General features: G+C 37.7%; 22 protein-coding genes. 12 read left to right on the top strand and 10 right to left on the bottom strand.

The features are described from left to right. Positions 1 to 79 precede the first annotated feature (79 nt). Positions 80 to 3,925: an autotransporter outer membrane beta-barrel domain-containing protein gene (locus NBG71_RS10665; protein WP_099660047.1), complete on the top strand. Its 3,846-nt coding sequence runs from the start codon at positions 80 to 82 to the stop codon at positions 3,923 to 3,925. A gap of 178 nt (positions 3,926 to 4,103) precedes the next feature. Here the strand turns inward: NBG71_RS10665 and NBG71_RS10660 are convergent, their stop codons facing one another. Continuing rightward, the gene (locus tag NBG71_RS10660) at positions 4,104 to 5,069 is read right to left on the bottom strand and encodes an acetyltransferase (protein ID WP_075674176.1); all 966 of its coding nucleotides are present in this window, start codon (positions 5,067 to 5,069) and stop codon (positions 4,104 to 4,106) included. A 328-nt stretch (positions 5,070 to 5,397) separates the two neighbouring features. Between NBG71_RS10660 and NBG71_RS10655 the strand changes: the two genes are divergently transcribed. Further along, complete coding sequence (locus tag NBG71_RS10655; RefSeq protein WP_164530302.1) at positions 5,398 to 6,591, top strand: cyanate transporter; 1,194 nt, start codon at positions 5,398 to 5,400, stop codon at positions 6,589 to 6,591. A 92-nt stretch (positions 6,592 to 6,683) separates the two neighbouring features. Here the strand turns inward: NBG71_RS10655 and NBG71_RS10650 are convergent, their stop codons facing one another. Together NBG71_RS10650 and NBG71_RS10645 are read right to left on the bottom strand one after the other, a co-directional pair. After that, the gene (locus NBG71_RS10650) at positions 6,684 to 7,631 is read right to left on the bottom strand and encodes a carbamate kinase family protein (RefSeq protein WP_075674174.1); all 948 of its coding nucleotides are present in this window, start codon (positions 7,629 to 7,631) and stop codon (positions 6,684 to 6,686) included. A gap of 323 nt (positions 7,632 to 7,954) precedes the next feature. Beyond that, positions 7,955 to 8,674, bottom strand: coding sequence for a glycerophosphoryl diester phosphodiesterase (locus tag NBG71_RS10645; protein WP_075674173.1), 720 nt, complete (start codon positions 8,672 to 8,674; stop codon positions 7,955 to 7,957). Positions 8,675 to 8,848: 174 nt separating this feature from the next. On the opposite strand from NBG71_RS10645, the gene ugpB reads away from it, so the two are divergent. The 5 genes from ugpB (at position 8,849) to loiP (ending at position 14,300) form a co-directional block, all read left to right on the top strand. After that, positions 8,849 to 10,156 (top strand): sn-glycerol-3-phosphate ABC transporter substrate-binding protein UgpB, encoded by a 1,308-nt coding sequence (gene ugpB, locus NBG71_RS10640; RefSeq protein ID WP_250916849.1) that lies wholly within the window; start codon positions 8,849 to 8,851, stop codon positions 10,154 to 10,156. A gap of 62 nt (positions 10,157 to 10,218) precedes the next feature. Continuing rightward, positions 10,219 to 11,103 carry a sn-glycerol-3-phosphate ABC transporter permease UgpA gene (gene ugpA, locus NBG71_RS10635; RefSeq protein WP_075674171.1) on the top strand — a complete coding sequence of 295 codons (885 nt, stop codon included), beginning with the start codon at positions 10,219 to 10,221 and terminating at the stop codon, positions 11,101 to 11,103. Next, entirely contained in the window at positions 11,103 to 11,951 is an 849-nt protein-coding gene (gene ugpE / locus NBG71_RS10630) for a sn-glycerol-3-phosphate ABC transporter permease UgpE (RefSeq protein WP_099660025.1), read from the top strand. The genes ugpA and ugpE overlap by 1 nt, the downstream gene beginning before the upstream one ends. Position 11,952: 1 nt before the next feature. Further along, positions 11,953 to 13,053, top strand: coding sequence for a sn-glycerol-3-phosphate ABC transporter ATP-binding protein UgpC (gene ugpC, locus NBG71_RS10625; RefSeq protein ID WP_075674169.1), 1,101 nt, complete (start codon positions 11,953 to 11,955; stop codon positions 13,051 to 13,053). Positions 13,054 to 13,547: 494 nt separating this feature from the next. Then, positions 13,548 to 14,300, top strand: a complete 753-nt coding sequence (gene loiP, locus NBG71_RS10620) for a metalloprotease LoiP (RefSeq protein ID WP_075674168.1) — start codon at positions 13,548 to 13,550, stop codon at positions 14,298 to 14,300. A 53-nt stretch (positions 14,301 to 14,353) separates the two neighbouring features. Here loiP and NBG71_RS10615 read toward each other — a convergent pair whose 3' ends face one another. Continuing rightward, entirely contained in the window at positions 14,354 to 14,821 is a 468-nt protein-coding gene (locus NBG71_RS10615; RefSeq protein ID WP_099660026.1) for a MarR family winged helix-turn-helix transcriptional regulator, read from the bottom strand. A gap of 112 nt (positions 14,822 to 14,933) precedes the next feature. On the opposite strand from NBG71_RS10615, the gene NBG71_RS10610 reads away from it, so the two are divergent. Together NBG71_RS10610 and panM are read left to right on the top strand one after the other, a co-directional pair. Then, complete coding sequence (locus NBG71_RS10610) at positions 14,934 to 16,121, top strand: MFS transporter (protein ID WP_075674166.1); 1,188 nt, start codon at positions 14,934 to 14,936, stop codon at positions 16,119 to 16,121. Positions 16,122 to 16,132: 11 nt separating this feature from the next. Further along, on the top strand, positions 16,133 to 16,540 hold the full coding sequence (panM, locus tag NBG71_RS10605) for an aspartate 1-decarboxylase autocleavage activator PanM (protein WP_075674165.1): 408 nt from the start codon (positions 16,133 to 16,135) through the stop codon (positions 16,538 to 16,540). Between the two features lie 365 nt (positions 16,541 to 16,905). Here the strand turns inward: panM and NBG71_RS10600 are convergent, their stop codons facing one another. The 5 genes from NBG71_RS10600 to ftsY all read right to left on the bottom strand — a co-directional run bounded on the left by NBG71_RS10600 (position 16,906) and on the right by ftsY (position 22,800). Beyond that, positions 16,906 to 18,078 (bottom strand): glycerate kinase, encoded by a 1,173-nt coding sequence (locus NBG71_RS10600; RefSeq protein ID WP_075674345.1) that lies wholly within the window; start codon positions 18,076 to 18,078, stop codon positions 16,906 to 16,908. Positions 18,079 to 18,171: 93 nt separating this feature from the next. Then, positions 18,172 to 19,026: an RNA polymerase sigma factor RpoH gene (gene rpoH / locus NBG71_RS10595; RefSeq protein WP_023583733.1), complete on the bottom strand. Its 855-nt coding sequence runs from the start codon at positions 19,024 to 19,026 to the stop codon at positions 18,172 to 18,174. A gap of 354 nt (positions 19,027 to 19,380) precedes the next feature. Beyond that, a complete protein-coding gene (gene ftsX, locus NBG71_RS10590) occupies positions 19,381 to 20,358 on the bottom strand; it encodes a permease-like cell division protein FtsX (protein WP_075674344.1) in 978 nt (325 codons plus the stop codon). Further along, on the bottom strand, positions 20,351 to 21,016 hold the full coding sequence (gene ftsE, locus NBG71_RS10585; protein ID WP_023583735.1) for a cell division ATP-binding protein FtsE: 666 nt from the start codon (positions 21,014 to 21,016) through the stop codon (positions 20,351 to 20,353). Before ftsE ends, ftsX begins: the two co-directional genes overlap by 8 nt. A 5-nt stretch (positions 21,017 to 21,021) precedes the next feature. Further along, on the bottom strand, positions 21,022 to 22,800 hold the full coding sequence (gene ftsY / locus NBG71_RS10580; RefSeq protein WP_250916848.1) for a signal recognition particle-docking protein FtsY: 1,779 nt from the start codon (positions 22,798 to 22,800) through the stop codon (positions 21,022 to 21,024). A gap of 228 nt (positions 22,801 to 23,028) precedes the next feature. Between ftsY and rsmD the strand changes: the two genes are divergently transcribed. Both rsmD and NBG71_RS10570 read left to right on the top strand, forming a co-directional pair. Next, on the top strand, positions 23,029 to 23,613 hold the full coding sequence (gene rsmD, locus NBG71_RS10575) for a 16S rRNA (guanine(966)-N(2))-methyltransferase (RefSeq protein WP_075672965.1): 585 nt from the start codon (positions 23,029 to 23,031) through the stop codon (positions 23,611 to 23,613). Positions 23,614 to 23,630: 17 nt separating this feature from the next. Then, positions 23,631 to 23,933 (top strand): DUF1145 family protein, encoded by a 303-nt coding sequence (locus NBG71_RS10570; protein ID WP_075672964.1) that lies wholly within the window; start codon positions 23,631 to 23,633, stop codon positions 23,931 to 23,933. A gap of 74 nt (positions 23,934 to 24,007) precedes the next feature. Here NBG71_RS10570 and NBG71_RS10565 read toward each other — a convergent pair whose 3' ends face one another. Continuing rightward, complete coding sequence (locus NBG71_RS10565) at positions 24,008 to 24,394, bottom strand: DUF2500 domain-containing protein (protein WP_075672963.1); 387 nt, start codon at positions 24,392 to 24,394, stop codon at positions 24,008 to 24,010. Positions 24,395 to 24,541: 147 nt separating this feature from the next. Here NBG71_RS10565 and NBG71_RS10560 point away from each other — a divergent pair, with 147 nt between their 5' ends. Beyond that, entirely contained in the window at positions 24,542 to 25,168 is a 627-nt protein-coding gene (locus NBG71_RS10560) for a lysoplasmalogenase (RefSeq protein WP_075672962.1), read from the top strand. Positions 25,169 to 25,247 lie beyond the last annotated feature (79 nt).

The raw sequence follows: 25,247 nt of genomic DNA, 5'->3' as shown, positions 1-25,247 counted from the left end.
CTCAATCCGAGTAATTAAGATTTCAATCAAATTTCATTATAAAATCAAATCAAAAATATCATTTAATTAGGATGTGTTAATGAACCATATTTATAAATTAATTTGGTGCATGGCAAGTAATTGCTTTATTGTTGTTTCTGAATTAGCTAAAGGTAACAAAAAAAGCATATCTTGTACCAAAAAAAAATCTCTTTTGTCTGTAGCATTAATTAGTATATTACCAGTTTCAACTTCTTTTGCAGTTGAAAATGAAGTTCCATTAAATATTTCGGGGAAAAATCAACAGGTAGTTAACACATCTAAAATTAGCAATGTTAATATTATCAATAATATTACAATAGAAAAAATCGGTAATGGTAAGCATGCGATTGAAGCAGTTATTGATAATACGACATCGACAGGAAATATTTCAATAAAAAACACTGGAAACCTGAAAACAAATGGTAACCATGCTTTTGGTATTTTTGCTGAAAATAAAGATGTGGGGGATATAAAGATTGAACACTCGGGAAATATATCCACAAATGGACTAGCAAGTCATGGTATTTATGCCAAAAGTGATGCAGACGGTGCCTCACAAAAAATAAATATTGATGTGAAAAAATCAAACATTATGATTAATGACTCTTTAGCCACTAATGATAATGAAATTGCATATCATGTCTATGCTGAGCAAGATAATATCCAGTCTGGCGATGTCAATATTAATGTTAGCGATAGTAAATTATCAGGTATTAGTGGCGATTATGGCTCTACTGCAGTTTATATTAAATCCAAATCAGATAAAGGTAACCTGCTTGCTACATTAAATAATACAGATATTTCATTGGATGGCTTCAATGCGGATGGCGTTCACTTAGTGAATTTAAGTGATACATCTGCAGGAGACATTACCATAGAAACTAACTCTGGAAGTATTGTTAGCAAAAATTCAGAGGGTAACGTTGAATATAATTATGCTCTTTTTGGTAACCAAAAAGGTAAAAATGCCACAGGTGATATTCGTATAACAAATAATGCAACAAATATCACAACAGGAAGTAAAGATAATGATAATGGCCGAGGTGCGATAGGTATACATGCGCTATTCGATAGCCAAACTGCAAGCGGTGATATTGTTATTGATAACAAAGGAAATATTAATACGCTAGCAAAAGGTGATATGAATAATGGTATTTATACAAATAACGCAGGAACAGGTAATATCCTTATAAGTAATACAGGAAATATCACAACGAATGGAACAGCATCAAGTGCAATTCATTCACAGCAAGATAATGTTCAAGCTAAAAAAGACAGTGTGAACCAAATTAGTAACTCAGGGAAATTAGAAACTCTGGGAAATTATTCTAGTGGAATTACCTTAATCAAAAAAAATGCAGGAAAAGTACTTGTTAATAATGAAGGTGATGCTGTAATCAACGGAAGCTTCTCCCATGGCATCTATTTGGATACTCAAGGTGGAGATATTCAAGTTCAGTCATCTAAAGGGGATATTACAACAAGTGGTGATACTTCCCATGGTATTTTTGTAAATAATAAATCAGCTGCTGATAATACGTTAGTTATTAATAATAGTTCGAATATTTCAACAACGGGAGCAAGAACAGGTAGTAATAATTCTGCGGCTGCAATCCGTGTGACACAGGAAGGTGATGGAAAAATAAACCTCACTAACTCAGGAAATATTTCAACAAAAGGTATTGAAGCAAGAAATATCTATATTAATGCACTTGGCAATTCAGCTGTTGAAGTAAATAACAGTGGTTCATTAACATCCGAAAATAGCTCGGCAGTAGGTATTTATAGCCAAGGTGATGTGTTAATCACAAATACCGGAAATATTTCTGCAAAAAACAAGGCAGATAGTAAACAAGAAGTCTCAGGTCATGGTATCGAAGGTATTTCAAGAACGGGTAATATTAATATCCAGCATTTAGCTGGAGATATCACTGTTGAAAATAATGCACAAAATCAACAATCTCATGGAATTGTAGCTGGGGGTGGCACAAATACAGAGGTTGCTCGTAGTGCTGATATTCTTATTGGAAGTAAAGCGAATATTGATGCAACACAAGGGAACTCTGCTGTTTTCTTAAAAACCGTAAAAGAAGGTTCGGTTAATATAAACCAAGGAGCCACAGTTAAAGGTGGTAACGATGCTGGTGTTCATTTTGAGGTAGAAAATGGCGGTGCTGGTGATTATGCCATCAATAATGCCGGTTTTATTAGTGCAAAAAGTGATAAAGCGATTAATGTGGTTGGCTCTGATGCAAATAGCCAGTTATCTCTAACTAATAGTGGCACCCTCCAAGGTGTTGTGAACGCCAATAATAAAACTGCACTTAATTTAGAAAACACAGGAACCTTTTTAGTTCGCAATCAAAATAATGAAACTAAAAATGTTGCTATTTCTCACTTTAATAATGGCACTATCAATAATACTGGCACAATTAAACTTTTAGCCGTTGATGGTATTAACAGTAATACTACTGGGGAATATGTTCCTCATGGCACATTAAGTAGTGCCAGTTCAGGAATTGTTCATGGACAATTATTAGGCGTTAAGGACTTCAATCATAGTGGTGTACTTGACTTAACCGGCGCTGGGTTATCGGGTAATAGTTTTGTGATAAGTGGTGGCCAAGTCGCAGGACAAAATGGAAATGGAACTTTCACAACCAATGGCGGCACCCTAAAAATGGCGACAACTTTGAATGAAGGGGGGCAAGAAAGCCGTAGTGATGTTTTAGTGGTTGATAACCTGAAAAAAGGTAATGACGCTACTAAAATTGACATCGTCATTGCTTCCGGAAGTAAAGAAATCGCCACTAAAGAAAATGGGATTCAACTCGTTAAAACATTAGGGACGCAAGATGCGGATGCATTTGAATTAGCGGGGCCAGTCACTTATGGTCGATATGAATACTTGTTATATGATGGAGATGCATCTGGAGTCAATGATGGTTATTACTTACGTAATCAATTGAAAAAAACCGATGAAAAAATACCTAACCCAAACGTAGGGGCTTATCTAGGTAACCAATACGCTGCTGCGAATATGTTTAATCAAAATATTCTAGATAGGCGTGATAATGTTCAAGCTCCAGATCAAACAGTATGGGCTAGAATTAATTACAATCAGGTTAAAACCGATCATATTCGTGATACTCAAGAGCTCCAGATTGATAGTACCTTGTTACAAATAGGAGCCGATTTCTACCGCGATGAAGAAAAAGGTCGAGTCGCAGGTGCCTATGTTGGTTATGGGTACAGTGATGTAGAAAACCGTTCCCGCTTAACTGGAACAAAGGCTGAAGGTGATGTAAAAGGTGTACAACTTGGGGCGTATTATAGTTGGATGCCAGAAAAAGATAATGGCCCTTATGTTGATGTTTGGGGACATTTTGCCCATTACAACAATAAACTAAAAGGACAGGCTCAGAAAAACCAAGATAGAAAATATGATAGCTATGGTTTTGCGGTGTCTACAGAAGGAGGATATTCCTTTATTGTTGAAGAAAATGATGTCAATAAATGGGTACTCAAGCCACATGTACAGTTAACGTATAACTATATTGATGCGGATGACTTTACCGATCATAACAATACTCGTTTTAGTCATAATAAGAGTGAAGGTGTTCAAACTCGATTAGGTGCTCGTTTTTATGGTAATAAACAGCAACCAAAAGGGTTATTACCATTTGTTGAAGCTAACTGGTTATACAACGGAATGGATAATGAAGTGGTTTTAAATGGTGACAAAGAAAGTAGTGACATCGGTAAAAATATTGGTGAATTAAAAATAGGCTTACAAGGAAATGTGAATGACTCATCAAGCTTATTTATTCATTTTAATGTTCAAAAAGGCTCACATGATTACCAACAAATAGGTGGGCAAATTGGTTATAACTATAACTGGTAAATAGTTCGTTCTGAATAGAGCATCATTTTATATTGGAGCTTCCTACTAAATAGGAAGCTCTTTTTGTTTTATAATTAGAACTTAGCTAAAATTAGTCTTGTTTCTTTTATAAAATAAAAGACAATTTTGTATCAAAATAATTATTCCACTTCAATTTTCTTCTCTTTTGTTGATTTGGCTATCGAGCATTAAAAGTAGGACTAATAAACCAATGAATAGTCTTAATTGATGCCAATAATAATGACAGGCTAATGGTGATAACAGTGAGAGCTAATACCATTGGAAATGTAAGTGATAAATGGAAAAAAACTATTCCTTGTAAGAGGATAAAGCAAATGATGGGATGAATTAAATAAATGCCTAACGCATTATTGGCAATAGAGGCATGTTTTGGAGTTGTCGGTGCAACGGAGATAATCCCTGCACTTAAAATAACACCAATCAATAAAGAGATAATATATGTTATTAAATTTACGATTAATATATTTAACTCTAATTTTTTTATAAAAAAAGAATTAACATAAGAATAATAATAAAGTATATATAGTGATAACATGCTTAATAAAACAATAACAAGTAGAGGTTTACCTTTAAATTTAGCTATGGTTCGTTGGTCTACTAAATAAGCGATAATAAAAAATGGGAAATATTGTACTATAGCAAAAAAAGTAGATAATTTGTTTTCATAACCTTTAGTTAGATAAGATAACAGTACACTCACAAATAAAATAGATAATAATATTAGTTTATTATTTTTTATATAGGAAGGTAACAGTAGGAAAAAAGCTTGCCAAATTGGTGTCGCTAGAAAGAACCAGACACCATTTTGAGGAAAAATAAGGTAAGTGTTAAGATCGAATTGCCCTGAGTAATAGAGGGGTATCATATCAATAGTTTGAAAAGTACCATAAATTACTAAAGCAGCTAATAAATTATTACGCCAACTTTCCCATGTTCCTTTTTTACTGATAAAAGCAACAATAAAAACAAACATAGGAATTAATGTTAAATCGAATACATTAATCAATAATGAAAAGTCATGTATCTGACTTTGTTTCAAATAAAAACTAAAAACAATAAGAGAACTTAATATCAATTTTAATGTAGGCCAATGGGGTTGTTTAATTTCGTCCGTACTCAACATTAACTTACCTTGGTTATTTATATTCTTTTATATAGAATAATAAACCAATTTACAGATTCCTGCTAACATTAATATAAACGAAACTAAATACTCTCTAGATAAAACGACTTAAGAAATAATTGATAAAGTTGGTGTTCGAAAATATATTACTCAGAACCTAACTCAATATCCTATCGATAATGCCCGTTTCAACTTAAAGCAATCTCATTTTATCAATAGCATTGATGTTTTTTTTAATTATCAGGCAATAAAATCTTTACTGTTACCATTTGTTTATATAAATATTGTCTATACAATAGGCAATATTTATGTTTATCAGGGAATTACAATGACTGCCTTACCAAGAAAAAAAACATGGCAGATTGTCCTCACTATTATTTTAGTTGGGATAAACTTACGCCCATTCTTAACTGGCCCCGGCCCTGTTATTGACAATATTATTGCCTCAACAGGAATGAGTTATAGTCAAGTCTCATTACTCACACTATTACCCATGCTTTTAATGGGAATAGGCGCATTAATCGTTCCCTTCTTACAACCTTATATTCAAGTACGTAAAGGGCTTTTAGTCGCAATGCTAATGCTTCTGATGGGCTCCTTTTCTAGAGCCTATGTTTCTGATGGCAATCAACTATTACTGACGGCACTCTTTTGTGGTTTAAGTGTCGCCTATATTCAAGCGGTATTTCCCGGCATTATTAAAGGGTGGTTTGGAAATCGAACTCCTATCATGATGGGATTATATTCCGCAATGCTAATGGGGGGAGGCGCACTTGGGGCGCAATTATCTCCCCTTCTTACTGAGAATTATGGCCATTGGCAAAGTGCTTTAGCGTGGTTTGCGCTTCCCGCAGGATTTGCATTTATCGCGATCCTTTTTTCTATTAAAAATAGCGCCACTTCCGCCAATAAAATATCACTAAATACCTTAATTTGGCGTCCTAGAACAGGATTACTTATTTTAGGATTTGGTTGTGTTAATGCAGGTTATGCCTCTGTTGTGACATGGTTGGCACCATTCTACCAATCATTAGGAATGCCAAGTGCCCAAAGTGGCTCACTTGTTGCTATTCTTTCTCTTTTCCAAGCCTCTGCCGCTTTAATTATTCCTTTCTTGGCGGCTAAAAATCACGACAGGCGTTTTTGGCTTACGATAACATTAATAAGCCAATTTATTGGTTTTGTCGCGGTTATGGTTATTCCGATGAGTGCCCCTTATCTTTGGAGTATATTCTTAGGCTGTGGTTTGGGGGGATGTTTTTCCATGATGATGATTGTCGCTCTCGATCATATTCCTGATCCGGCACAAGCAGGTGCTCTATCAGCATTAATGCAAGGTGGTGGCTTTATTATTGCTGCTTTCGGCCCATTAGTTGCAGTGCTATTACGCCAGCCTGATGGAAGCTTTACTTATGCATGGGCATTTCATGCCATTTTAGTGATTGTGACTATAGGATTATTTGCACGATTAAATCCTCGTCATTATGCGAAAGCTTATCCCGCTAATCATCCTACTCAATAACGCCCTATATTTAAGACTCATATAAAATAAGCGCCTTACTACAAATAAGGCGCTTATCAAAGATAATAATTTAATACTACTTATGGAGATAATTAAGCAACGATATGTGTTCCAGTTTCACCTTTTAAGGCTGAAGCTAATTTTTCTGGCGTTGTGATAATCACTCTTTTTCCGCCAGCAGCTAAAAATGAGAGACTGGCTTCAATTTTAGGAAGCATACTGCCCGGAGGGAAATGCCCTTCATGCATATATTGTGTCATTTCTTCAACCGACGTTTCGCCTAATGCTTTCTGTTCTGGTTTGCCGAAATGAATACAGACTTTTTCAACGCCCGTTGTGATAATAAGAATATCTGCATGTAATTCTTTTGCGAGCAATGTTGATGACAGATCTTTATCAATAACCGCATCAACACTTTGGTAATTGCCGTGCTCATTTTTGATAACTGGTATACCGCCACCGCCTACTGCAATCACAACATAGCCACACTCTGACAGTGATTTAATTGCCTTAGATTCAATAACATGCTGTGGAATTGGAGAGGCAACAACACGGCGATAACCACGACCAGAATCTTCAACGAAATGCCATTGAGGATTTTCTTGCTTTAATTGCACCATCTCTTGTTCTGAGAAAAATGCACCAATAGGTTTTGTTGGAGAAACAAAATTTGGATCGTTTTTATCAACTTCAACTTGTGTGATAAGAGTGATCGCTTGTTTATTTTGTTGAACACGAAGCTTATTCGTTAATGCTTGTTGTATTAAATAACCAATACCACCTTGTGTATCTGCAACACAGTTGGCTAATGGCGTTAACGGTAAACCTTCTTGCACATGTGCCACTTCTGCGCGACGTAAATCAAGCCCGACTTGTGGCCCATTACCATGTGTTAAAACAATATTATACCCTTCAGCCACCATATCACTAATATGGGATGCAACCTCTTGTACTGCTTGTTCTTGATGAGCGATAGACTGGCTAGCATTGTCTTTAATAATACTGTTGCCTCCAATGGCAACAACAACGAGTTCTTTCATATTTCACTCTCAATTATATTATTGGCAATTAAAGTAGAAATAACACACCTCTACTCTTAGAGGTTGGGTTGATAAGGTCACCATATTCGCTAACCATTTTCCCCATTTTTATTTTTAATGAGATAAACATTATTGTGTTGAACAATATCTATTCATTAATTGCGCAGGATAATAGCAGAGAATGTAAAGAAAACATCTATTACTCAACGTTTCTCTTATTTAATTTCTATAAATGCAATGCACAAAGAAGGGAATGAAAGGCGTTATCAAACACATCAATAGCGCCTTATTCAATACAAGTGGGCGGGATAGTTAGTCCTTTTTTATTTTGCTATTTGATAAACATCAGGCATATCAGTAATTAGCATATCAACACCCCATTGCTCATAATCTTTCACTTCTTCAGGATCATTTGGGGTATAACAATAAATTTCATAGCCTGCTTGTTTTAACAATTGCGCTTGTTCTTGCGTAAGGTATTTGTAATTACAATGCACACTAAAACCATCAATCGCTTTTAGCGTTTCTAGCGCATTATCAGGGATCTCATCCCATAATTGCCCTCTACGAATAAAAGGCAGATATCGTTTCATAACAATAAGTGCATGTGTATCAAAAGAAGAAAATAGAATTTGCTCATTAGGAATATCTGCACTTTTTATCATGTCAGAAACCGCTAAACATAAACGATCAACATCATCATCGGGCCACGTTTTCAGCTCAATATTAAGCTTTGTTCCTGAACGCTTAATGAGTTGTAATCCTTGTCTTAAAGAAGGAATTTTCTCACCTTGATAGAGTGAACTAAACCAACTTCCTGCATCAAGGCGATGTAAATCATCTAAGGTATGAAAACGCACAGCACCTTGCCCATTCGTGCAACGATTAACTGTTTTATCATGAATAAGCACAGGAACATGATCCGCGGTTAATTGCACATCCGTTTCAATCCATTCGCACCCGAAATCAATCGCCATTTTAAATGCAGCCAGTGTATTTTCAGGGGCTTTTCCAGAAAAACCTCGGTGAGCAGCTATCTTCATTTCTCTCTCCTTTTCATTTGTGCCGACATCATGACAACCATTTATGACAGCAATTTGACAGTCATACCATCAATATATCTTCATTTAATTGTCACCCTTTTGTCATAAATAACATCTAGGGTAATTCGCAGATTAGATTGCACCTTTAACTCTCGATTAAAAAGGAAATTCTGCATGTCGATAAAATCAATAACAGGTCTTGCTGTTGCGATGGCGTTATTTACTTCTCCTACACACGCAAAAACACAAATTGAATGGTGGCATGCAATGGGAGGTGCACTTGGTCAGAAAGTCAATCAAATCGCCTCTGATTTTAACGCCAGTCAATCTGAATATGAGATAAAACCTGTTTATAAAGGCACTTATGCTGAAACGATGACCAGTGCAGTGGCTTCATTTCGCGCTAAAAACCAACCTGCTATTGTACAAGTATTTGAAGTGGGTACAGCCAGTATGATGGGAGCTAAAAAAGCCGTTTTTCCTGTTTACCAATTAATGGAAAAAACTAACGAACCTTTTGATCCTAATAGTTATTTATCAACTGTCACGGGTTATTACACCACCAGTGACGGCAAAATGATGTCGTTGCCATTTAATAGTTCAACACCGGTGCTTTATTACAACAAAACACTCTTTAAAAAAGCGGGTATAGAACAGCCACCTAAGACATGGAAAGAGATGGAAGCTGTTTCTCAAAAACTGCTCGATTCTGGTGTTAAATGCGGATTTACTACTACATGGCAATCGTGGACACAAATCGAAAACTTTGGTGCTCGCAATAACTTACCTATTGCTACCCAAAATAATGGTTTTGATGGCTTTGATACTACTTTCCTATTTAATAAGGCACCTTTCGTCGCTCATATTCAACAAATGGCAGATTGGTCGAAATCCGGTATTTTCAAATATGGCGGACGCCAATCAGATGCAATGCCTCTATTTTATACTCAAGAGTGTGCAATGGTGATGGAATCATCTGCGGGTTTTGCTGGTATTAAAGAGAACATGAAAGGTCTTGATATTGGTGTTAGCCAATTACCTTACGACGATACTCTTGTACAAAAACCAGCAAATACCATTATTGGCGGAGCATCATTATGGGTTATGTCTGGGCGTCCAGATGCCGAATATAACGGTGTTGCCAAATTTTTCACCTATCTTTCAAGCCCTGAAGTTCAAGCCGATTGGCACCAAGCAACGGGTTATTTACCCGTCACTAAAGCAGCTTATGCGTTAACACAGCAACAGGGTTTTTATCAGCAAAATCCAGGAGCTGACACCGCAATATTACAAATGACAACCTCAGAGCCTACCGTAAACTCAAAAGGATTACGCTTTGGTAATTTCCTACAAACTCGAGAAATCGTTGATGAAGAGTTAGAGAAAGTGTGGTCAGGAAAACAAAGTGCTCAAGTTGCATTAGATAATGCAGTTACACGTGGAAATGAGCAGCTACGCCGTTTTGAACGTACTCAACAATAGTCACTTGTATTAGGCGAGCAAAATAGCTCGCCTTCTGTTTTTATCGATTTACTGGATATTGTATGGCTTCTCAATCCATTTATTTCAAACAAAAATGGCTACCTTTAGCGCTGATTTTTCCTCAATTAGCTATCACGCTTATCTTTTTTATTTGGCCTGCTGGGCAAGCTTTCTTTCAGTCATTTCAATTAGAAGATGCATTTGGGCTGAGTCGAGAATTTGTTGGTTTTGAAAATTTTCAGCGACTTTTTAGCAATAGTTATTACTTTGATAGTTTGATCACGACGCTTATTTTCAGTACCAGTGTTGTATTTTTATCTATGTTATCAGCGCTGGTTTTGGCGGGTATTGCCGAACAAATTTTACGGGGCAAGCTTTTCTATCGCACCATTTTAATTTCACCCTATGCCATTGCTCCAGTTATTGCAGGCTTTCTTTGGTTATTTATGCTTGATCCCACAATTGGCGTATTAAGCCAACAATTAAAGAAAATCGGCATTAACTGGGATCCGGTACTGAATACACATCATGCTATGTGGATGGTGATTTTAACGGCGACATGGAAACAAGTGAGTTATAACTTTCTGTTTTTTCTCGCCGCATTACAATCTGTGCCTAAATCGCTTTTAGAAGCAGCCGCTATCGATGGTAGTGGCCCGATTAAGCGATTTATAACGATCAGTTTTCCTTTAATTTCTCCTACCACCTTTTTCTTACTCGTGGTTAATTTTGCTTATGCCTTCTTTGATACTTTCGCCATTATTCACGCGATGACGCAAGGTGGCCCCGGAAGTAGCACATCAACACTGGTTTATAAGGTCTATAACGATGGTTTTGTGGGGTTAGATTTAGGCTCTTCCGCCGCACAATCTGTTATTTTGATGTTTATTGTCGCGATATTAACCATTATTCAATTTCGCTATGTTGAGAAAAAGGTGGCTTACTGATGGTTGAACGTAGACCTTTATTTCATGCTTTTTGCCACTTTATTCTTATTGTCGGCATTCTTTCTGTTGCGTTCCCTGTCTGGATTGCACTTGTGGCAACAACACATCAAAACACCGAATTTGCTACTGGCTCTCCTCTTTGGTTTGGTGCTGAAGGCTTCAATATTTTTAAATCGATATTTTCACAAGCAGGCACTACGCAAAATAGCGCTATTTCAATTAATAGCATGTTATTGAATTCATTGATTATGGCGTTAGTGATCACCATCGGGAAATTAACAATCTCAATTTTATCGGCATACGCCGTCGTTTTCTTTCGTTTTCCAGGAAGAATGTTGGCCTTTTGGACTATCTTTTTTACGTTAATGCTACCTGTTGAAGTTCGCATTATGCCTACATTTGAGGTTGTCACTAATCTCAATATGTTGAACTCTTATGCAGGTTTAACCATTCCATTAATTGCCAGTGCCACAGCCACCTTTTTATTTCGCCAATTCTTTCTTACCATCACTCCTGAATTAATTGAAGCCGCTAAAATTGATGGCGCAGGCCCTATTAAATTCTTTTTCACCATCTTACTTCCTCTTTCTCGCACCAATATCGCAGCCCTATTTGTCATCACTTTTATTTATGGCTGGAACCAATATCTTTGGCCAATGTTGATCACAACAGATACTCACTACTACACCATTGTCATGGGCATTAAACAGATGGTTGCGGTTTCTGATGGTGTTGTTGAGTGGAATAAGATTATGGCAACTACGTTAATTGCAATGTTGCCTCCCGTCCTTATTGTCATTTTGATGCAAAAAGCCTTTGTAAAAGGCTTTATTGATACGGAGAAATAACATGACAACCGTCACTCTCACAAATTTAGAAAAATGTTATCCAAATGGTCATCAAGCTATTTCAAAATTAAATCTTTCTATTGAGCAAGGTGAAATGGTGGTATTAGTCGGCCCAAGCGGTTGTGGTAAATCGACTTTACTGCGAATGATTGCGGGGTTAGAAAACATTACACAAGGTGATTTATTTATTGATAATTTACGAGTTAATGAGCATGAACCTAGTGAACGTGATATCGCCATGGTGTTTCAAAACTATGCTCTTTATCCTCATATGTCAGTTTATAACAACATGGCCTATGGTTTACGTAATCGAAAAACACCCAAAGCAAAGATTGAAGAACTCGTTACCAATGCCGCCCAAATGCTGGAAATCAGCCATTTACTTGATAGAAAACCCAAAGAGCTTTCAGGGGGACAACGCCAACGTGTGGCTATGGGAAGAGCCATCGTTCGTGATCCTAAAGTCTTTTTATTTGATGAACCTCTTTCTAACCTTGATGCAAAACTACGGGTACAGATGCGTTTGGAGATCAAAAAATTACAGCGGAAACTCTCCACAACCTCTATTTATGTGACGCACGATCAAGTAGAAGCGATGACATTAGCCGATAAGTTAGTGGTTCTAAATCAAGGAATTATAGAGCAAGTAGGCACACCATTAGATATTTATGAAAGTCCGGCCTCCGTGTTTGTGGCCACTTTTATGGGCTCGCCAGCAATGAATATCTTAGATACTCCGATTAATTATGGTGTGATTGAAATCGCTGATGGGCATATTGCCGTTTCATCTCAGCATTTTCCTTATCAAGCCATTAAATTGGGTTTACGTCCTGAACATTTGATTATTAGCCATCAACATCCTCTTTTTCATGTTGATGTGGAGTTTATTGAAGCACTGGGTGCAGATGTTTTAATTTATGCCACTACTTGTGATAAACAGAAACAACCTCTCGTTATTCGTGCGCCAAACGATCATGGGGTGGAAATTGGTAATAAAATAGGTCTTACCATTCACCCAGAAAATCTCCATTTCTTTAATGAACAATCGGGGAAGCGTATTAATCGCCCTTTTATGCTCATCAATGAATTAATGGTGTCATAAAGCGATGATATCGCTTTATTCACTTTCGGTTTAATCTGAATAGCGATGTTTTGAACATTGCTATTTATTTAATATTAAAGCAATAAATGTTAAAAATATAAATTTTGTCAGAATTAAAAGAATAAAACACACACGAATATCAATAATTTTCTAATATTATTCTAAATAAAAGAAAAGCAGTCTCACTTACCGTTAAAGTATGTAAAATCAAAGAGCTTATAGATTATTTAATTAGTAAAAATCATCTTCCATATAAACTATCACTATAAATTCCCTTAAATTTAAAGAAGTTAAATTGATTTATTTATTTTTAGCGAACATTAAGATAAGAAAAAACAATATATTCTTGTTGAAAATAGAAAAAATAAATATTGAGGTAATATTCTTCTTATAAAATGGTTATATTGCACCAATAGATAAGCACTGCTATTCTTTTGCGCGAAATTGATCTGCAATTATATAAACTGCCAAGCAGAAAAGGACTTAATTAAAAAATGAAAATTAAATTACTTGCTACAGTGATGGTATCAGCGGCACTACTCTCAGGTTGTCAAAACCTCAATACCGATATGCTGACAAAATCAGGGACCCAACTTTTCCAAGCAGCGACATTAAGCGACGATGATATCAAAGCGCTAACGAATGATGCTTGTAAAGAGATGGATGCTCAAAATAAAGTTGCACCTGCAAATAGTACTTATACTAAACGCTTAAATAACATCGCTAAAGCGTTAGGTAATGAAGTTAATGGCACCCCTGTCAATTACAAAGTTTACATGACTAAAGATGTAAACGCATGGGCTATGGCTAACGGCTGTGTCCGCGTTTATAGTGGCTTAATGGATATGATGACTGATAACGAAGTTGAAGGCGTTTTAGGTCATGAAATGGGTCACGTTGCTTTAGGTCATACTCGTAAAGCCATCCAAGTTGCACATGCAACGGTTGCAGCTCGTACAGCGGCGGCATCTGCAGGTGGTGTAGCTGCAAAATTAAGCAGCTCTCAGTTAGCTGAAATGGGCGAAAAGCTGGTTAATGCTCAGTTCTCTCAACATCAAGAAACTGAAGCGGATAATTTCTCTTATGATTTGCTAACAAAACGTGGTGTTAATACAGCAGGATTGGTTACAGGCTTTGAGAAGCTCGCTAAATTAGGTGGCGGTGATTCAAGTATGTTTGATTCTCATCCACCATCAAAAGAGCGTGCGGATAATATCCGTAATCGCATCGCTAAAGATAAAAAATAATTATCTTGCCCCTATACCTCATGGTATGGGGGTTTTCTTTTCGAGTTTATCTGTTACGAACGGCGAAAACGACCCACAACATCGGCCAGAAAGCGTTTAATTGCCATCCGCTCCTGCTGGTCATATTGCTCAAATAACGCAGACCATTTTGCTTGAGATTGTTGATGTAACACCTCATGAGCATGAAAAAGACGCTCTCCCTCAGCTGTTAAGATAAAAAAGATCTCTTTTTGATTATCTGCCAACTTTATTTTTTCAATAGCTCCCTTCTTTTGTAGCCGACTACAAATTTTTGAGACAGCCCCTCGTGTCATAGACATATATTCACTGATGGTTGTGAGATTTCTCATACTCTCTTCACCAATACAATGAATAACATGTAGTTCTGTGAGTGAATAATTCTCTAACCCCTTCTCTTCTAATACTTTTTTATGCTCCTCATTAACATGTTCATCTTTAAGATGCAAAAAATCACTTAACCCTTTTAGTAAATCTTGTATTGTGACATTTTCTTTTGTCATTTTGTTTCCTTGGAAAAAATATTTAAAAAATAGTACCAAAAGTATTTACAACAATCAAAATATCGCTATTATATTTTTTGTTTCCGTGGAAACAAAAATAAGAGGCAATATTATGAAATTATCAATCCGCAGTTTGTTTTATCTCATTTGCTTTAGCGCACTATTAGGCTCTTTGGCACAAAATATCTATACCCCTGTACTTCCCTTGATCCAACAACAATTTAATACCACATTATCACTGGTTAATTTAACGGTATCTGCATTTACTTTTGCGATGGCTGTTATGCAACTATTTTATGGTTCATTGATTGATAAATGTGGAAGAAAACCGGTTTTACTCAGTGGATTAGCAATTTCTATTGTGGGTGCATTGGGTTGTGTTTGGTCTGACTCTATAAACTTATTAATTTTTTGGCGTGTGATCCAAGCTATCGGTATCGCCGCTATTCCCGTTGTTGCTGCAACAATTCTAGGTGATCTTTACCAAGGAAATGATCGCGCAAAAGCAATGGGATCGTATCAAATGCTATTAGCGTTAGCGCCTGCCTGTGGCCCTTTATTAGGAGGATATTTAGCGCAACACTATCAATACCAAGGTATTTTTATTTTCTTGGCGGTTGTCGGTGCCATATTGCTTATTACTCATCTCTTTTATTTACCTGAAACACGTCCTGAACAGAAGGAAACCTTTAAAAGCTTATCTGCAATGCAACAAGTACTCACCGCACCTGCGGGTAAATCTGTGTTTGTCATGAGTTTTATGGTGTTTTATAACTATTTTTGCCTTTTGGTATTTTTACCTTTGATTGCCTTTCATCTCTATCAGTTAAACAGTACTGAAATTGGTGGATTATATGTACCAATGTCGATTGCGCTTATTTTAGGTAGCTATCTCTATCGTAAAGTTTGCCATCTATTTAGTGTTGAATATGGAGTGATATTCACCTCTTGTATCAATTTGATTATGTTGGCGTTATTTGCACTATTTTGGCAAATCTCATTACCTGTCATGCTTAGCTTAACTGTGTTATATGGGCTTTCTTTAGGCTTAACCATGCCAACACACACGACATTATTAGCAAGTTATTTTGGCTCGATGAGAGCAACTGCAATGGGGATTTATAACTTTATTCGTTATTGTGGAATGGCTGCTGGCCCTATGATTTCGGTCTATTTTGTGACTGACAATAATTATGAGTACGTCTTTTACTCTTGTGTGATCTTCACGAGTTTGGCATTGTGTTTCACCATTAAGACCTTAATGTCTTCATTAAAAGAAAAAAAACAAGCAGCAAACTAACAGGATACTTAATGAAACTGACCATTGAAAAACTGACGCAATTTTCTGAACAAGACCGTATTGATTTAGGGAAAATTTGGCAGGATGCACGTTATCAATCAGCCCTAAAAAACGAGATCAACAACGAGAATATACTCTTTGTGGCGAGATTTAATGAGCGATTATTAGCTGCCTGTTGGGTTAAATTATCAGGTGAAAAAGCGGTGATCACAGATTTTATGGTGAGAGAGGTTACTCGTCGTCGCGGTGTTGGGCATTATTTACTGACACAATGCTTATCTGCTTATCCTGATATTCACCATTGGCAGGCAATAGGCTTATCAGCGGAAGAAAGCGGGTATGATATTGCACATGCTTTTTTAGCACATCATCAATTTAGTGCATCACCACAAGATCGTATTTACACCCTAACTATTTGACAGTGTTCTTACTCTAAATAATTCAAGGTATGAACGAGTCGCTAGGAGCATATATAAGTATGTGACTAGTGCGAGTGAGTGTAGTCAACAACGCTACAACTTGAAGTATGACGAGTAACTACAACTTGAATAGACACAAACAGATACTCTAAATAATTCAAGGTGTAGCTAGGCGACAAATGAACGAGTCGCTAGGAGCATACATAAGTATGTGACTAGTGCGAGTGAGTGTAGTCAACAACGCTACAACTTGAAGTATGACGAGTAACTACAACTTGAATAGACACAAACAGATACTCTAAATAATTCAAGGTGTAGCTAGGCGACAAATGAACGAGTCGCTAGGAGCATACATAAGTATGTGACTAGTGCGAGTGAGTGTAGTCAACAACGCTACAACTTGAAGTATGACGAGTAGTATAAAGTCTAGCCACATTATAAGCCGTCTCACTCAAATTCTTTTGCGCATTATGAAGTGCATCAGCCAGTGTAGAAACACCCGGTACAATAGAAAAAACAGCATCAATACCCTGCTGATGAACTACATCATAATCAGGTAAATAGCCACCGACCAAAGCAATAACGGGAAGGTGATATTTTTTTGCGAGCAAAGCAACGCCTGTTGGCGTTTTACCTTGTGCCGATTGGCTATCCATTCGACCTTCACCCGTTATTACCAAATCCGCATCAATTAACTGTTTTTCTAATTCAACAGCGTTAGCTACCAATTCAACACCTTGCGAAAGTGTTGCTTGCGTAAATGCAAGCAAAGGTAAAGCTAATCCTCCTGCCGCACCACTTCCTGCAATATTGATAAGGCTACGTTGCGTCATTTTCTCAAGATAAGTACCAAAATGGTGTAATGCATTATCAAGTTGCGCAATATCGTCTTTGGTCGCTCCTTTTTGAGGACCAAAAATAGCGGATGCCCCTTTTTCTCCACACAACGGATTTGTTACATCGCAGGCAATCTCAATTTCAATATTTTTTAGTTTAGGGTTAAGAGTCGTGATATCAATAGAGTGAAGTTGTGCTAATGCCAGTCCACCAAAAGGCAAAGATGTGCCAAACTTATCTTTAAGGCCTAGACCGAGCGCTTGCATCATTCCTGCACCTGCATCATTTGTGGCACTGCCACCTAATCCCAATATGATTTTTTTAACACCCATTTCAAGTGCAGCATTAATTAATTCACCCGTACCATAACTGGTCGTTAAATTGGGATCGCGTTGAGATGAAGAAATAAGATGAAGACCAGAAGCTTGTGCCATTTCAATCACGGCAGTGGTGTTATCCCCTAAAAGCCCCCAAATTGCAGTTACTTGTTTACCTAACGGCGAACACACTGGTGTCGATATAAAACGGCCTTGCGTTGCATCCACCAGCGATGTCACCGTTCCTTCGCCACCATCCGCCATAGGAATACAACAATATTGCGCATTGGGTAAATAACGTGAAAAACCCTGTTTTATTGCCATCGCAACATCTTTCGCACTTAAACTTTCTTTAAAAGAATCAGGGGCGATAACTATTTTCACGTTTTTTCTCCAAGCAATAAAAAAGCGATATTTTCATATCGCTTTTATAACATACTCTACTTTATGAGAGAGTGTGCTTGGTCTGAAATGTGATTAATCTTCAATCGCTAAACGCAATTTCTTCATCGCATTTTTTTCTAATTGGCGAACACGTTCAGCAGAAACACCGTATTTTGTCGCCAAGTCTTGCAATGTCGATTTGTTATCATCATCTAGCCAACGAGCACGAATAATATCTTGGCTACGTTCATCAAGAGTTTCAATTGCTGACGTTAGTTTATCCGTTGCATGATTATCCCAGTTATCTTCTTCAATGCCATCGGCAAAGTCAGAAGACTTATCTTCTAAGAAGAGTACAGGGGCGATAGGATGTGAATCATCACTATCATCAGCAGTCATATCAAATGCCATATCTTGAGCTGACATTCGTGATTCCATTTCTCGGACATCACTTTCTGATACACCTAACTCTCTTGCAACAAGTTCTACTTCATCTTGATTAAACCAACCTAAACGCTTTTTATTTTTTCGCAGATTAAAAAACAGTTTACGTTGTGACTTTGTAGTCGCCACTTTCACGATACGCCAGTTACGTAGCACATATTCGTGAATTTCAGCTTTGATCCAATGCACAGCAAAAGAGACCAGTCGAACTCCCACTTCTGGGTTAAAACGACGAACCGCTTTCATCAAGCCAATATTACCTTCTTGGATAAGATCAGCTTGTGGTAAGCCATAACCTGAATAGCTGCGAGCAACATGAATAACGAAGCGCAGATGTGAAAGGATAAGCGTTCTTGCCGCATCCAAGTCACCATCGTAATGCAGCCGTTCAGCGAGTTCCTTTTCTTCCTCTGCGGTTAACATCGGATAGGAATTGGCTGCACGTATATACGCTTCGATGCTGCCTTGCGGAACCAATGCTAAGGATTGCATTTCTTTTGTCATTCAAATCCTCATGAAAATTAAATAAATAATTAAAATTATCGCTGTAAGGGAAAGTAGATGAGCCTTCTAAATATAGCTTAAATAGGAAGTCAGTTAAGGTTTTTTACGATGTGTTTTTATCATAACGACTATTTGACCAGCATAAAGACTAAAGGTTCATCTCGCATCTATGTTTACATATCTTTGTACTTTTCTATCACCGATAGCAAACATGATAGTTGCCTTATCGTAGAAAAGAGTGCGCGCAATATTATGCCAGAGACAGGGCGTCGATAAAATGGCTGGGTGATGATATTAATGTCACCCAGCCTGATAAAAGATATCTTCTCATTATTAGAGGATAACTCTAATTCACTATTCCGGTGTGAATTGACGTAAATGTTGCATTGTCGTCAACCATGCAGCAAACCAACCAATAATCATAGATACAAGAATAAGAATGATAGACTCATCAAAACCTAATCCTGAAATAGAAAATGAAGTGCCAAATACAGTGGCAGCTTGAGTCACCACATCAGAAAGCTTCCATACTAATAGAGCCGAAAAAATCAAGGCAAATACAGCGCCAATAAAGCCGAGGATTAATCCCCAATTCAGGAAAGGGCGCATAATAAAGCCATCAGTTGCACCAATAAGTTTCATCACATTAATAGTATCACGGCGACTGAAAATATTGAGACGCACACTGTTACCAATCACCAATAACAAGGCAACAACCATCAAAGTGCCAATCACCAAGGCAATTTGCCCCACCAATGAAGTTAATGTTGAAAGCCGAGTAAACCAGCTATCATCCATTCTCACCTCATCAACCCCTGCAATTTGTGAAACCGCATCTCGCAAATTCACCATGAGTTGTTGATCATTAGGCTCCATAACCGGTGTCACAATTGCTACCGCTGGCAGTGGATTTTCTTCTAACATATCCAACGCACTGCTAAAACCAGACCAAGAACGAAATTCCACCAGTGAGTCTTGTCGTGAAAGGTAGTTAACATCTTCCACTTTCTCTAGGGCTTCTATTTTTTTGATTGTGGCTTCAGCCAGTGAATCATCAAGTGATTTATCAAGGTAAACCGTTAATTGTGGTGTTGGATACCATTGTTCTGCCGCTGTTGAGACATTCTTCCACACAATATAAAAGATGCTAGGCAAGGTAAGAGATATCGCGACAACCATTACCGTTAAAAAAGAGGAAAGCGGTTGGCGTAAAAAATCTGCCACCGTGTTACGCCATGCATAGCGCCACTGTTCGCGTCTTCCCCCTTTTAGCGCCTTGGTTTTTGCACCCGGCGTTGGCATTGATTTACGGGAACTTTTTGCTTTAGCCATTTTGCCCTCCCACCATTCTGCCTTGCCCTAATGTAAGAATGCGATAATTTCTACGTTCTATCAGCGACATATCGTGCGTTGCCATTAACACTGTTACACCAACACGGTTGAACTCTTCAAAAAGGCGCATGATCCCTTCTGAAAGCTCACCATCGAGGTTACCTGTTGGTTCATCTGCGAGTAAAACAGTCGGTTTATTCACAACAGCGCGCGCAATACCGACACGTTGTTGTTCACCACCAGAGAGTTGTATAGGATAATTTTTGGCTTTATCCAATAGTCCCACTTTATCTAAAGCGGCTGAAACTCTTCGTCGAATATCCTCTTCACTCGCGCCAGCAATAATCAGTGGAAGAGAGACATTGTCATAAACCGTTCTGTCCATCAATAAGTGGTGATCTTGGAAGATCATACCAATTTGACGACGCAGAAAAGGGATCTCACTATTTTTTAGCCTACTAATATCATGACCAGCAAACCAAATAGCGCCATCACTTGGGCGTTCTATTCCACAAATTAACTTAAGCAATGTACTTTTACCGGCGCCAGAGTGACCCGTTAAAAAAGCCATTTCACCAGGTCGAAGATGAAAATCAACCCCCTGTAATGCTTGTCTTCCACCTAAATAAGCCTTGCTGACGTGTTCGAAGCGGATCATTAAAACTACTCCTCGCGGGCAAACAGAGCCTCAATAAAATCGTCGGCCTTAAACGGACGTAAATCTTCAATACCTTCACCTACCCCAATATAACGGATAGGAATACTAAACTGATCAGCAATGGAGAAGATAACGCCCCCTTTTGCTGTACCATCGAGTTTAGTCAATGTTAATCCAGTTAGCCCAACTGTTTCATTAAAGAGTTTTGCCTGACTAACTGCATTTTGTCCGGTACTTGCATCTAACGTCAGCATCACCTCATGTGGTGCTTCTTCGTCTAGTTTTTTCATAACTCGAACGATTTTTTTCAGCTCTTCCATTAAATGGGATTTATTCTGCAATCGTCCTGCGGTATCAGCAATAAGAACATCGACACCTTTTGCTTGGGCTGACTGAATCGCATCAAAAATAACAGATGCAGGATCAGCACCAGTATGTTGCGCCACAACAGGGATATTATTACGCTCACCCCAAACTTGTAGCTGTTCAACCGCTGCAGCACGGAATGTATCACCAGCTGCTAACATGACAGATTTACCTTCAGCTTGGTATTGTCGCGCTAATTTTCCGATTGTGGTTGTTTTACCAACACCGTTAACGCCAACCATTAAAATAACAAAAGGTTTTTTACCTTCAATATTTAATGGTTTATCGACTTTACTTAAAATATCGCTCATCTCTTCACGTAATTTACCGTAAAGGGCTTCAGCATCTTTAAGATCTTTATGAGTGGCATGTTTAGTCAGACTAGTGATGATTTTAGTTGTAGTTTCCATACCCACATCAGCAATTAAGAGTTGCTCTTCTAACTCTTCAAATAGCTCATCATCAATTTTCTTACCACGAAATAGGCCAAGGAATCCTAAACCTAAGTTTTGGCGAGTTTTCAGTAAGCCTTTTTTCAGTCGGCTAAAGAAACCTTCTTTTTTAGGTTTCTCTTGTTCAACAACTTTATCTGCCAGCACTTCTTCGCGTAAAGATTCAATATCTTCAGCTTCTGCTTGCGCAATAGCGAGACGTTCGTTTTCTTCTTGCGCTAGACGTTGAGCTTCAGCTTCTTGAGCTAAACGAGCTTGTTCTGCACGCTCCGCTTCTTGACGTTGTGCCTCTAAGCGTTCTTGTTCCGCTTTTACCTCAGCTTGACGTTGTGCTTCTTCTTGCGCAAGGCGTTGAGCTTCAGCTTCTTGAGCTAAACGAGCTTGTTCTGCACGCTCCGCTTCTTGGCGTTGTGCTTCTAAACGTTCTTGCTCCGCTTTTACCTCAGCTTGACGTTGTGCTTCTTCTTGCGCAAGGCGTTGAGCTTGTGCTTCTTGAGCCAGACGATCTTGTTCTGCACGCTCCGCTTCTTGACGTTGTGCCTCTAAGCGTTCTTGTTCCGCTTTTAGCTCAGCTTGACGTTGTGCTTCTTCTTGCGCAAGGCGTTGAGCTTGTGCTTCTTGAGCTAAACGAGCTTGTTCTGCATGCTCTGCCTCTAAACGCGCTTGCTCTGCTTCTATTTCTGCTTGGCGCTGGGCTTTCTCTTGTTCTAAACGTTGTTTTTCAGCTTCTTGTACCAATCTATCTTGTATGACACGTTGCGCTTCTTGGCGCTCTGCTTCTAAACGTTCTTGCTCTGCTTCTAATTTCGCTTGGCGAGCCGCATCTTCTTTAGCTTCTTTTGCCAAACGTTCTTGTTCTAAACGCTCTTCTTCTAAGCGTTGCTGTTCTTTCTCTTGCTCAATATTTTCTTCTTTGTTACGCCCAAAACCGAGCCACGAGAAAAAACCTTTTTTTTCTTTTGCCATTAGCTACTAAACTCCTCGCACTAAATCATGGCGCGATTACATTGACGATATTGAAAATAATAATGAAGTCTATCATTTGATCATGGATAAACGCATCTTTTATACAAATTTTATGGTAAATTATTCCAGATTAAATCAAGAGAAGTCATCGAGATAACAACAGACACGAATTCCTTATTCCAAAAGACACTCCAAAACTCACGTTTAAACGATATAAATTAAAATAATATGGCCAAAAAACCACAAAAAGCCCCAATGGGACAAATCAGAATAATTGGGGGAAAATGGCGTGGTCGTAAACTTCCTGTTCTCGATAGCCAAGGATTACGACCAACAACGGATAGAGTAAAAGAAACGCTCTTTAATTGGCTAATGCCCGTTATCCAAGATGCTCGTTGCCTCGACTGTTTTGCAGGAAGCGGTGGTTTAGGTATTGAAGCGCTTTCTCGCTATGCTCGTGAAACCACGTTTATCGAATATGAACGTGCAGTTGCCCAACAAATTACCACAAATTTAACCTTACTTAATGCCAACAATGGGCATGTCATTCAAGACAGTGCATTGTCATATCTTGCTAAACAAGGTTCGCCTTATAATGTCGTTTTTTTAGATCCTCCTTTTCATAAAGGCATGTTGTCAGACACTATCCAATTATTAGAAAATAACGGTTGGTTAGCACAAGATTGCTATATTTATATTGAGGAAGAAGTTAAAGCACAGACTTATACAATTCCGACTCATTGGACATTGCATAGAGAGAAGATCGCAGGGCAAGTCGCGTATCGTCTTTTTATTCGCAGTTTATCTGCTTAATTTTTTATGGAGCTGCTATGTTAATCTTTTTTGGCCGATTTTTAATGGTCGGTGTTTGGGGCTTTCTGTTTTTAAATATTATTTCCCCATTTCCTAAACCTCTAAAATATTTTATGGATATTGCATTGATTTTTATGGTAATTATGCATGGATTACAAATCGTTATGTATAAAGCAGGACAACCTAAAGATCAAAAACCCTCAACGGCATTACAGTTTCGCATTTTCTTCTTTGGGATCTTTGAACTCTTAAAAATACAAAAAGAATTACGTAAAGAATACGAAGAAAAACAGAAGAATAAAACTAAACCACAGCCGTAAATATTGTCATATCCTCGCAATTATCTGGGGTCGATAATCAACCCCAGAGGTTGCCAAGTAATAAATATTCTCTTTTATTTATTATTTGGCTCATCACTTGCCATATCGGTTTCAAATTTTACAAAACGACTGCCTTGCATAAACAAACGCCCTTTCATTTCAGGTTCGATATCTTGATAAGCTGATTTATCAATTTTTAACACTAAATCTTTACGATCATCAGTAGTTAAACGAAAGGTCACTTGATAATAATATGTTGTTTCTGGGCCATTTACATCATTTTCTCTTGAACGTCGTTCATTTGCTGCGACTTCTTTTTTGTCAATCACTTCAACCATATAGAGTGTAACAGGTGAATTATCGTCACTTATCCGCTGTTTTCTTTGCTCGAAAAAACGATAAGTTGCTGACGCTATAATAATCACCAGTACCGCAATTCCTAAAATAGCCGCTTTATTCATTACATTAATTCCTATCGTTATATGGATTAAAAAACAGTGTGCTTTATATTATTTTAATAAGTCCATCAGTTTCGTCATTAACCGCTATTCTTAAATTAATCTTTCTGTTATGAATAATAAAACAGTTCTGAATATAAGGAAGATATTATGAGTTGGCCTTTTCTCGCCGTATTATTCTCCGGATGGCTTTATATCGATGCTGCATATCGAGGCCCTAATTGGCAACGATGGTTATTCCGTCCTATCACACTACTTCTTTTATTACTTTGGGCATGGCAAGTTCCCGAACACAATATTAATAGCTACCTTATTGTCGGCGCGTTATTAGCGACACTGCTTTCCGATATCTTAAGAATATTTGATGGTAAGTATTTACTACCTTCTCTTGCCTTGGTTTTTCTAAGCTATGTACTCTATATGGTAAGCTTTTTATTACCACTACAGCTCTCATTCTACCTCCCTTTACTTGGATTCGTTATTCTTGCTTTTATTATCATTTTAGCCATTGTTTGGACTAAGCTCGATAAATTAGCCATTCCAGCCTCTTTAACTTTACTAGCCGCATTTGCTATGTTTTGGATTGCGGGCGAAAAATTCTTCTACTTAAGTAATGATTACAACTTATCAGTGATGATTGGCTCATTATTGTTAGTGATTGCTTACTCAATATGGCTAATCAACCGCTTCCGCTTCTCATTTTCAGCTTCTAAAGGACTTGTCAGCGCCTGTTATTTTATTGGGCATTTCTTTATTGTCAGAGCACTGTTCCTTTAGTTTAAATCCAGCCCCTTGTTTTAAATATTTAAATCAAGGGGTTAATTTTTTGACCTAATTCGCACTTTTTGCCAATGAA

The organism is Proteus sp. FZP2095 (assembly GCF_023701425.1).
GTDB classification, from domain to species: domain Bacteria; phylum Pseudomonadota; class Gammaproteobacteria; order Enterobacterales; family Enterobacteriaceae; genus Proteus; species Proteus cibarius.
Note: the sequence above shows the minus strand (reverse complement) of the source record. Positions and strands in the feature narration are given on the sequence as shown.

What these genes read in the sequence shown, in the direction of transcription:
- NBG71_RS10665 (WP_099660047.1), top strand. Translation starts at nt 80, where the DNA reads ATGAACCATATTTATAAATTAATTTGGTGCATGGCAAGTAATTGCTTT.
- NBG71_RS10660 (WP_075674176.1), bottom strand. Translation starts at nt 5,069, where the DNA reads ATGTTGAGTACGGACGAAATTAAACAACCCCATTGGCCTACATTAAAA.
- NBG71_RS10655 (WP_164530302.1), top strand. Translation starts at nt 5,398, where the DNA reads ATGACTGCCTTACCAAGAAAAAAAACATGGCAGATTGTCCTCACTATT.
- NBG71_RS10650 (WP_075674174.1), bottom strand. Translation starts at nt 7,631, where the DNA reads ATGAAAGAACTCGTTGTTGTTGCCATTGGAGGCAACAGTATTATTAAA.
- NBG71_RS10645 (WP_075674173.1), bottom strand. Translation starts at nt 8,674, where the DNA reads ATGAAGATAGCTGCTCACCGAGGTTTTTCTGGAAAAGCCCCTGAAAAT.
- ugpB (WP_250916849.1), top strand. Translation starts at nt 8,849, where the DNA reads ATGTCGATAAAATCAATAACAGGTCTTGCTGTTGCGATGGCGTTATTT.
- ugpA (WP_075674171.1), top strand. Translation starts at nt 10,219, where the DNA reads ATGGCTTCTCAATCCATTTATTTCAAACAAAAATGGCTACCTTTAGCG.
- ugpE (WP_099660025.1), top strand. Translation starts at nt 11,103, where the DNA reads ATGGTTGAACGTAGACCTTTATTTCATGCTTTTTGCCACTTTATTCTT.
- ugpC (WP_075674169.1), top strand. Translation starts at nt 11,953, where the DNA reads ATGACAACCGTCACTCTCACAAATTTAGAAAAATGTTATCCAAATGGT.
- loiP (WP_075674168.1), top strand. Translation starts at nt 13,548, where the DNA reads ATGAAAATTAAATTACTTGCTACAGTGATGGTATCAGCGGCACTACTC.
- NBG71_RS10615 (WP_099660026.1), bottom strand. Translation starts at nt 14,821, where the DNA reads ATGACAAAAGAAAATGTCACAATACAAGATTTACTAAAAGGGTTAAGT.
- NBG71_RS10610 (WP_075674166.1), top strand. Translation starts at nt 14,934, where the DNA reads ATGAAATTATCAATCCGCAGTTTGTTTTATCTCATTTGCTTTAGCGCA.
- panM (WP_075674165.1), top strand. Translation starts at nt 16,133, where the DNA reads ATGAAACTGACCATTGAAAAACTGACGCAATTTTCTGAACAAGACCGT.
- rpoH (WP_023583733.1), bottom strand. Translation starts at nt 19,026, where the DNA reads ATGACAAAAGAAATGCAATCCTTAGCATTGGTTCCGCAAGGCAGCATC.
- ftsX (WP_075674344.1), bottom strand. Translation starts at nt 20,358, where the DNA reads ATGGCTAAAGCAAAAAGTTCCCGTAAATCAATGCCAACGCCGGGTGCA.
- ftsE (WP_023583735.1), bottom strand. Translation starts at nt 21,016, where the DNA reads ATGATCCGCTTCGAACACGTCAGCAAGGCTTATTTAGGTGGAAGACAA.
- ftsY (WP_250916848.1), bottom strand. Translation starts at nt 22,800, where the DNA reads ATGGCAAAAGAAAAAAAAGGTTTTTTCTCGTGGCTCGGTTTTGGGCGT.
- rsmD (WP_075672965.1), top strand. Translation starts at nt 23,029, where the DNA reads ATGGCCAAAAAACCACAAAAAGCCCCAATGGGACAAATCAGAATAATT.
- NBG71_RS10570 (WP_075672964.1), top strand. Translation starts at nt 23,631, where the DNA reads ATGTTAATCTTTTTTGGCCGATTTTTAATGGTCGGTGTTTGGGGCTTT.
- NBG71_RS10565 (WP_075672963.1), bottom strand. Translation starts at nt 24,394, where the DNA reads ATGAATAAAGCGGCTATTTTAGGAATTGCGGTACTGGTGATTATTATA.
- NBG71_RS10560 (WP_075672962.1), top strand. Translation starts at nt 24,542, where the DNA reads ATGAGTTGGCCTTTTCTCGCCGTATTATTCTCCGGATGGCTTTATATC.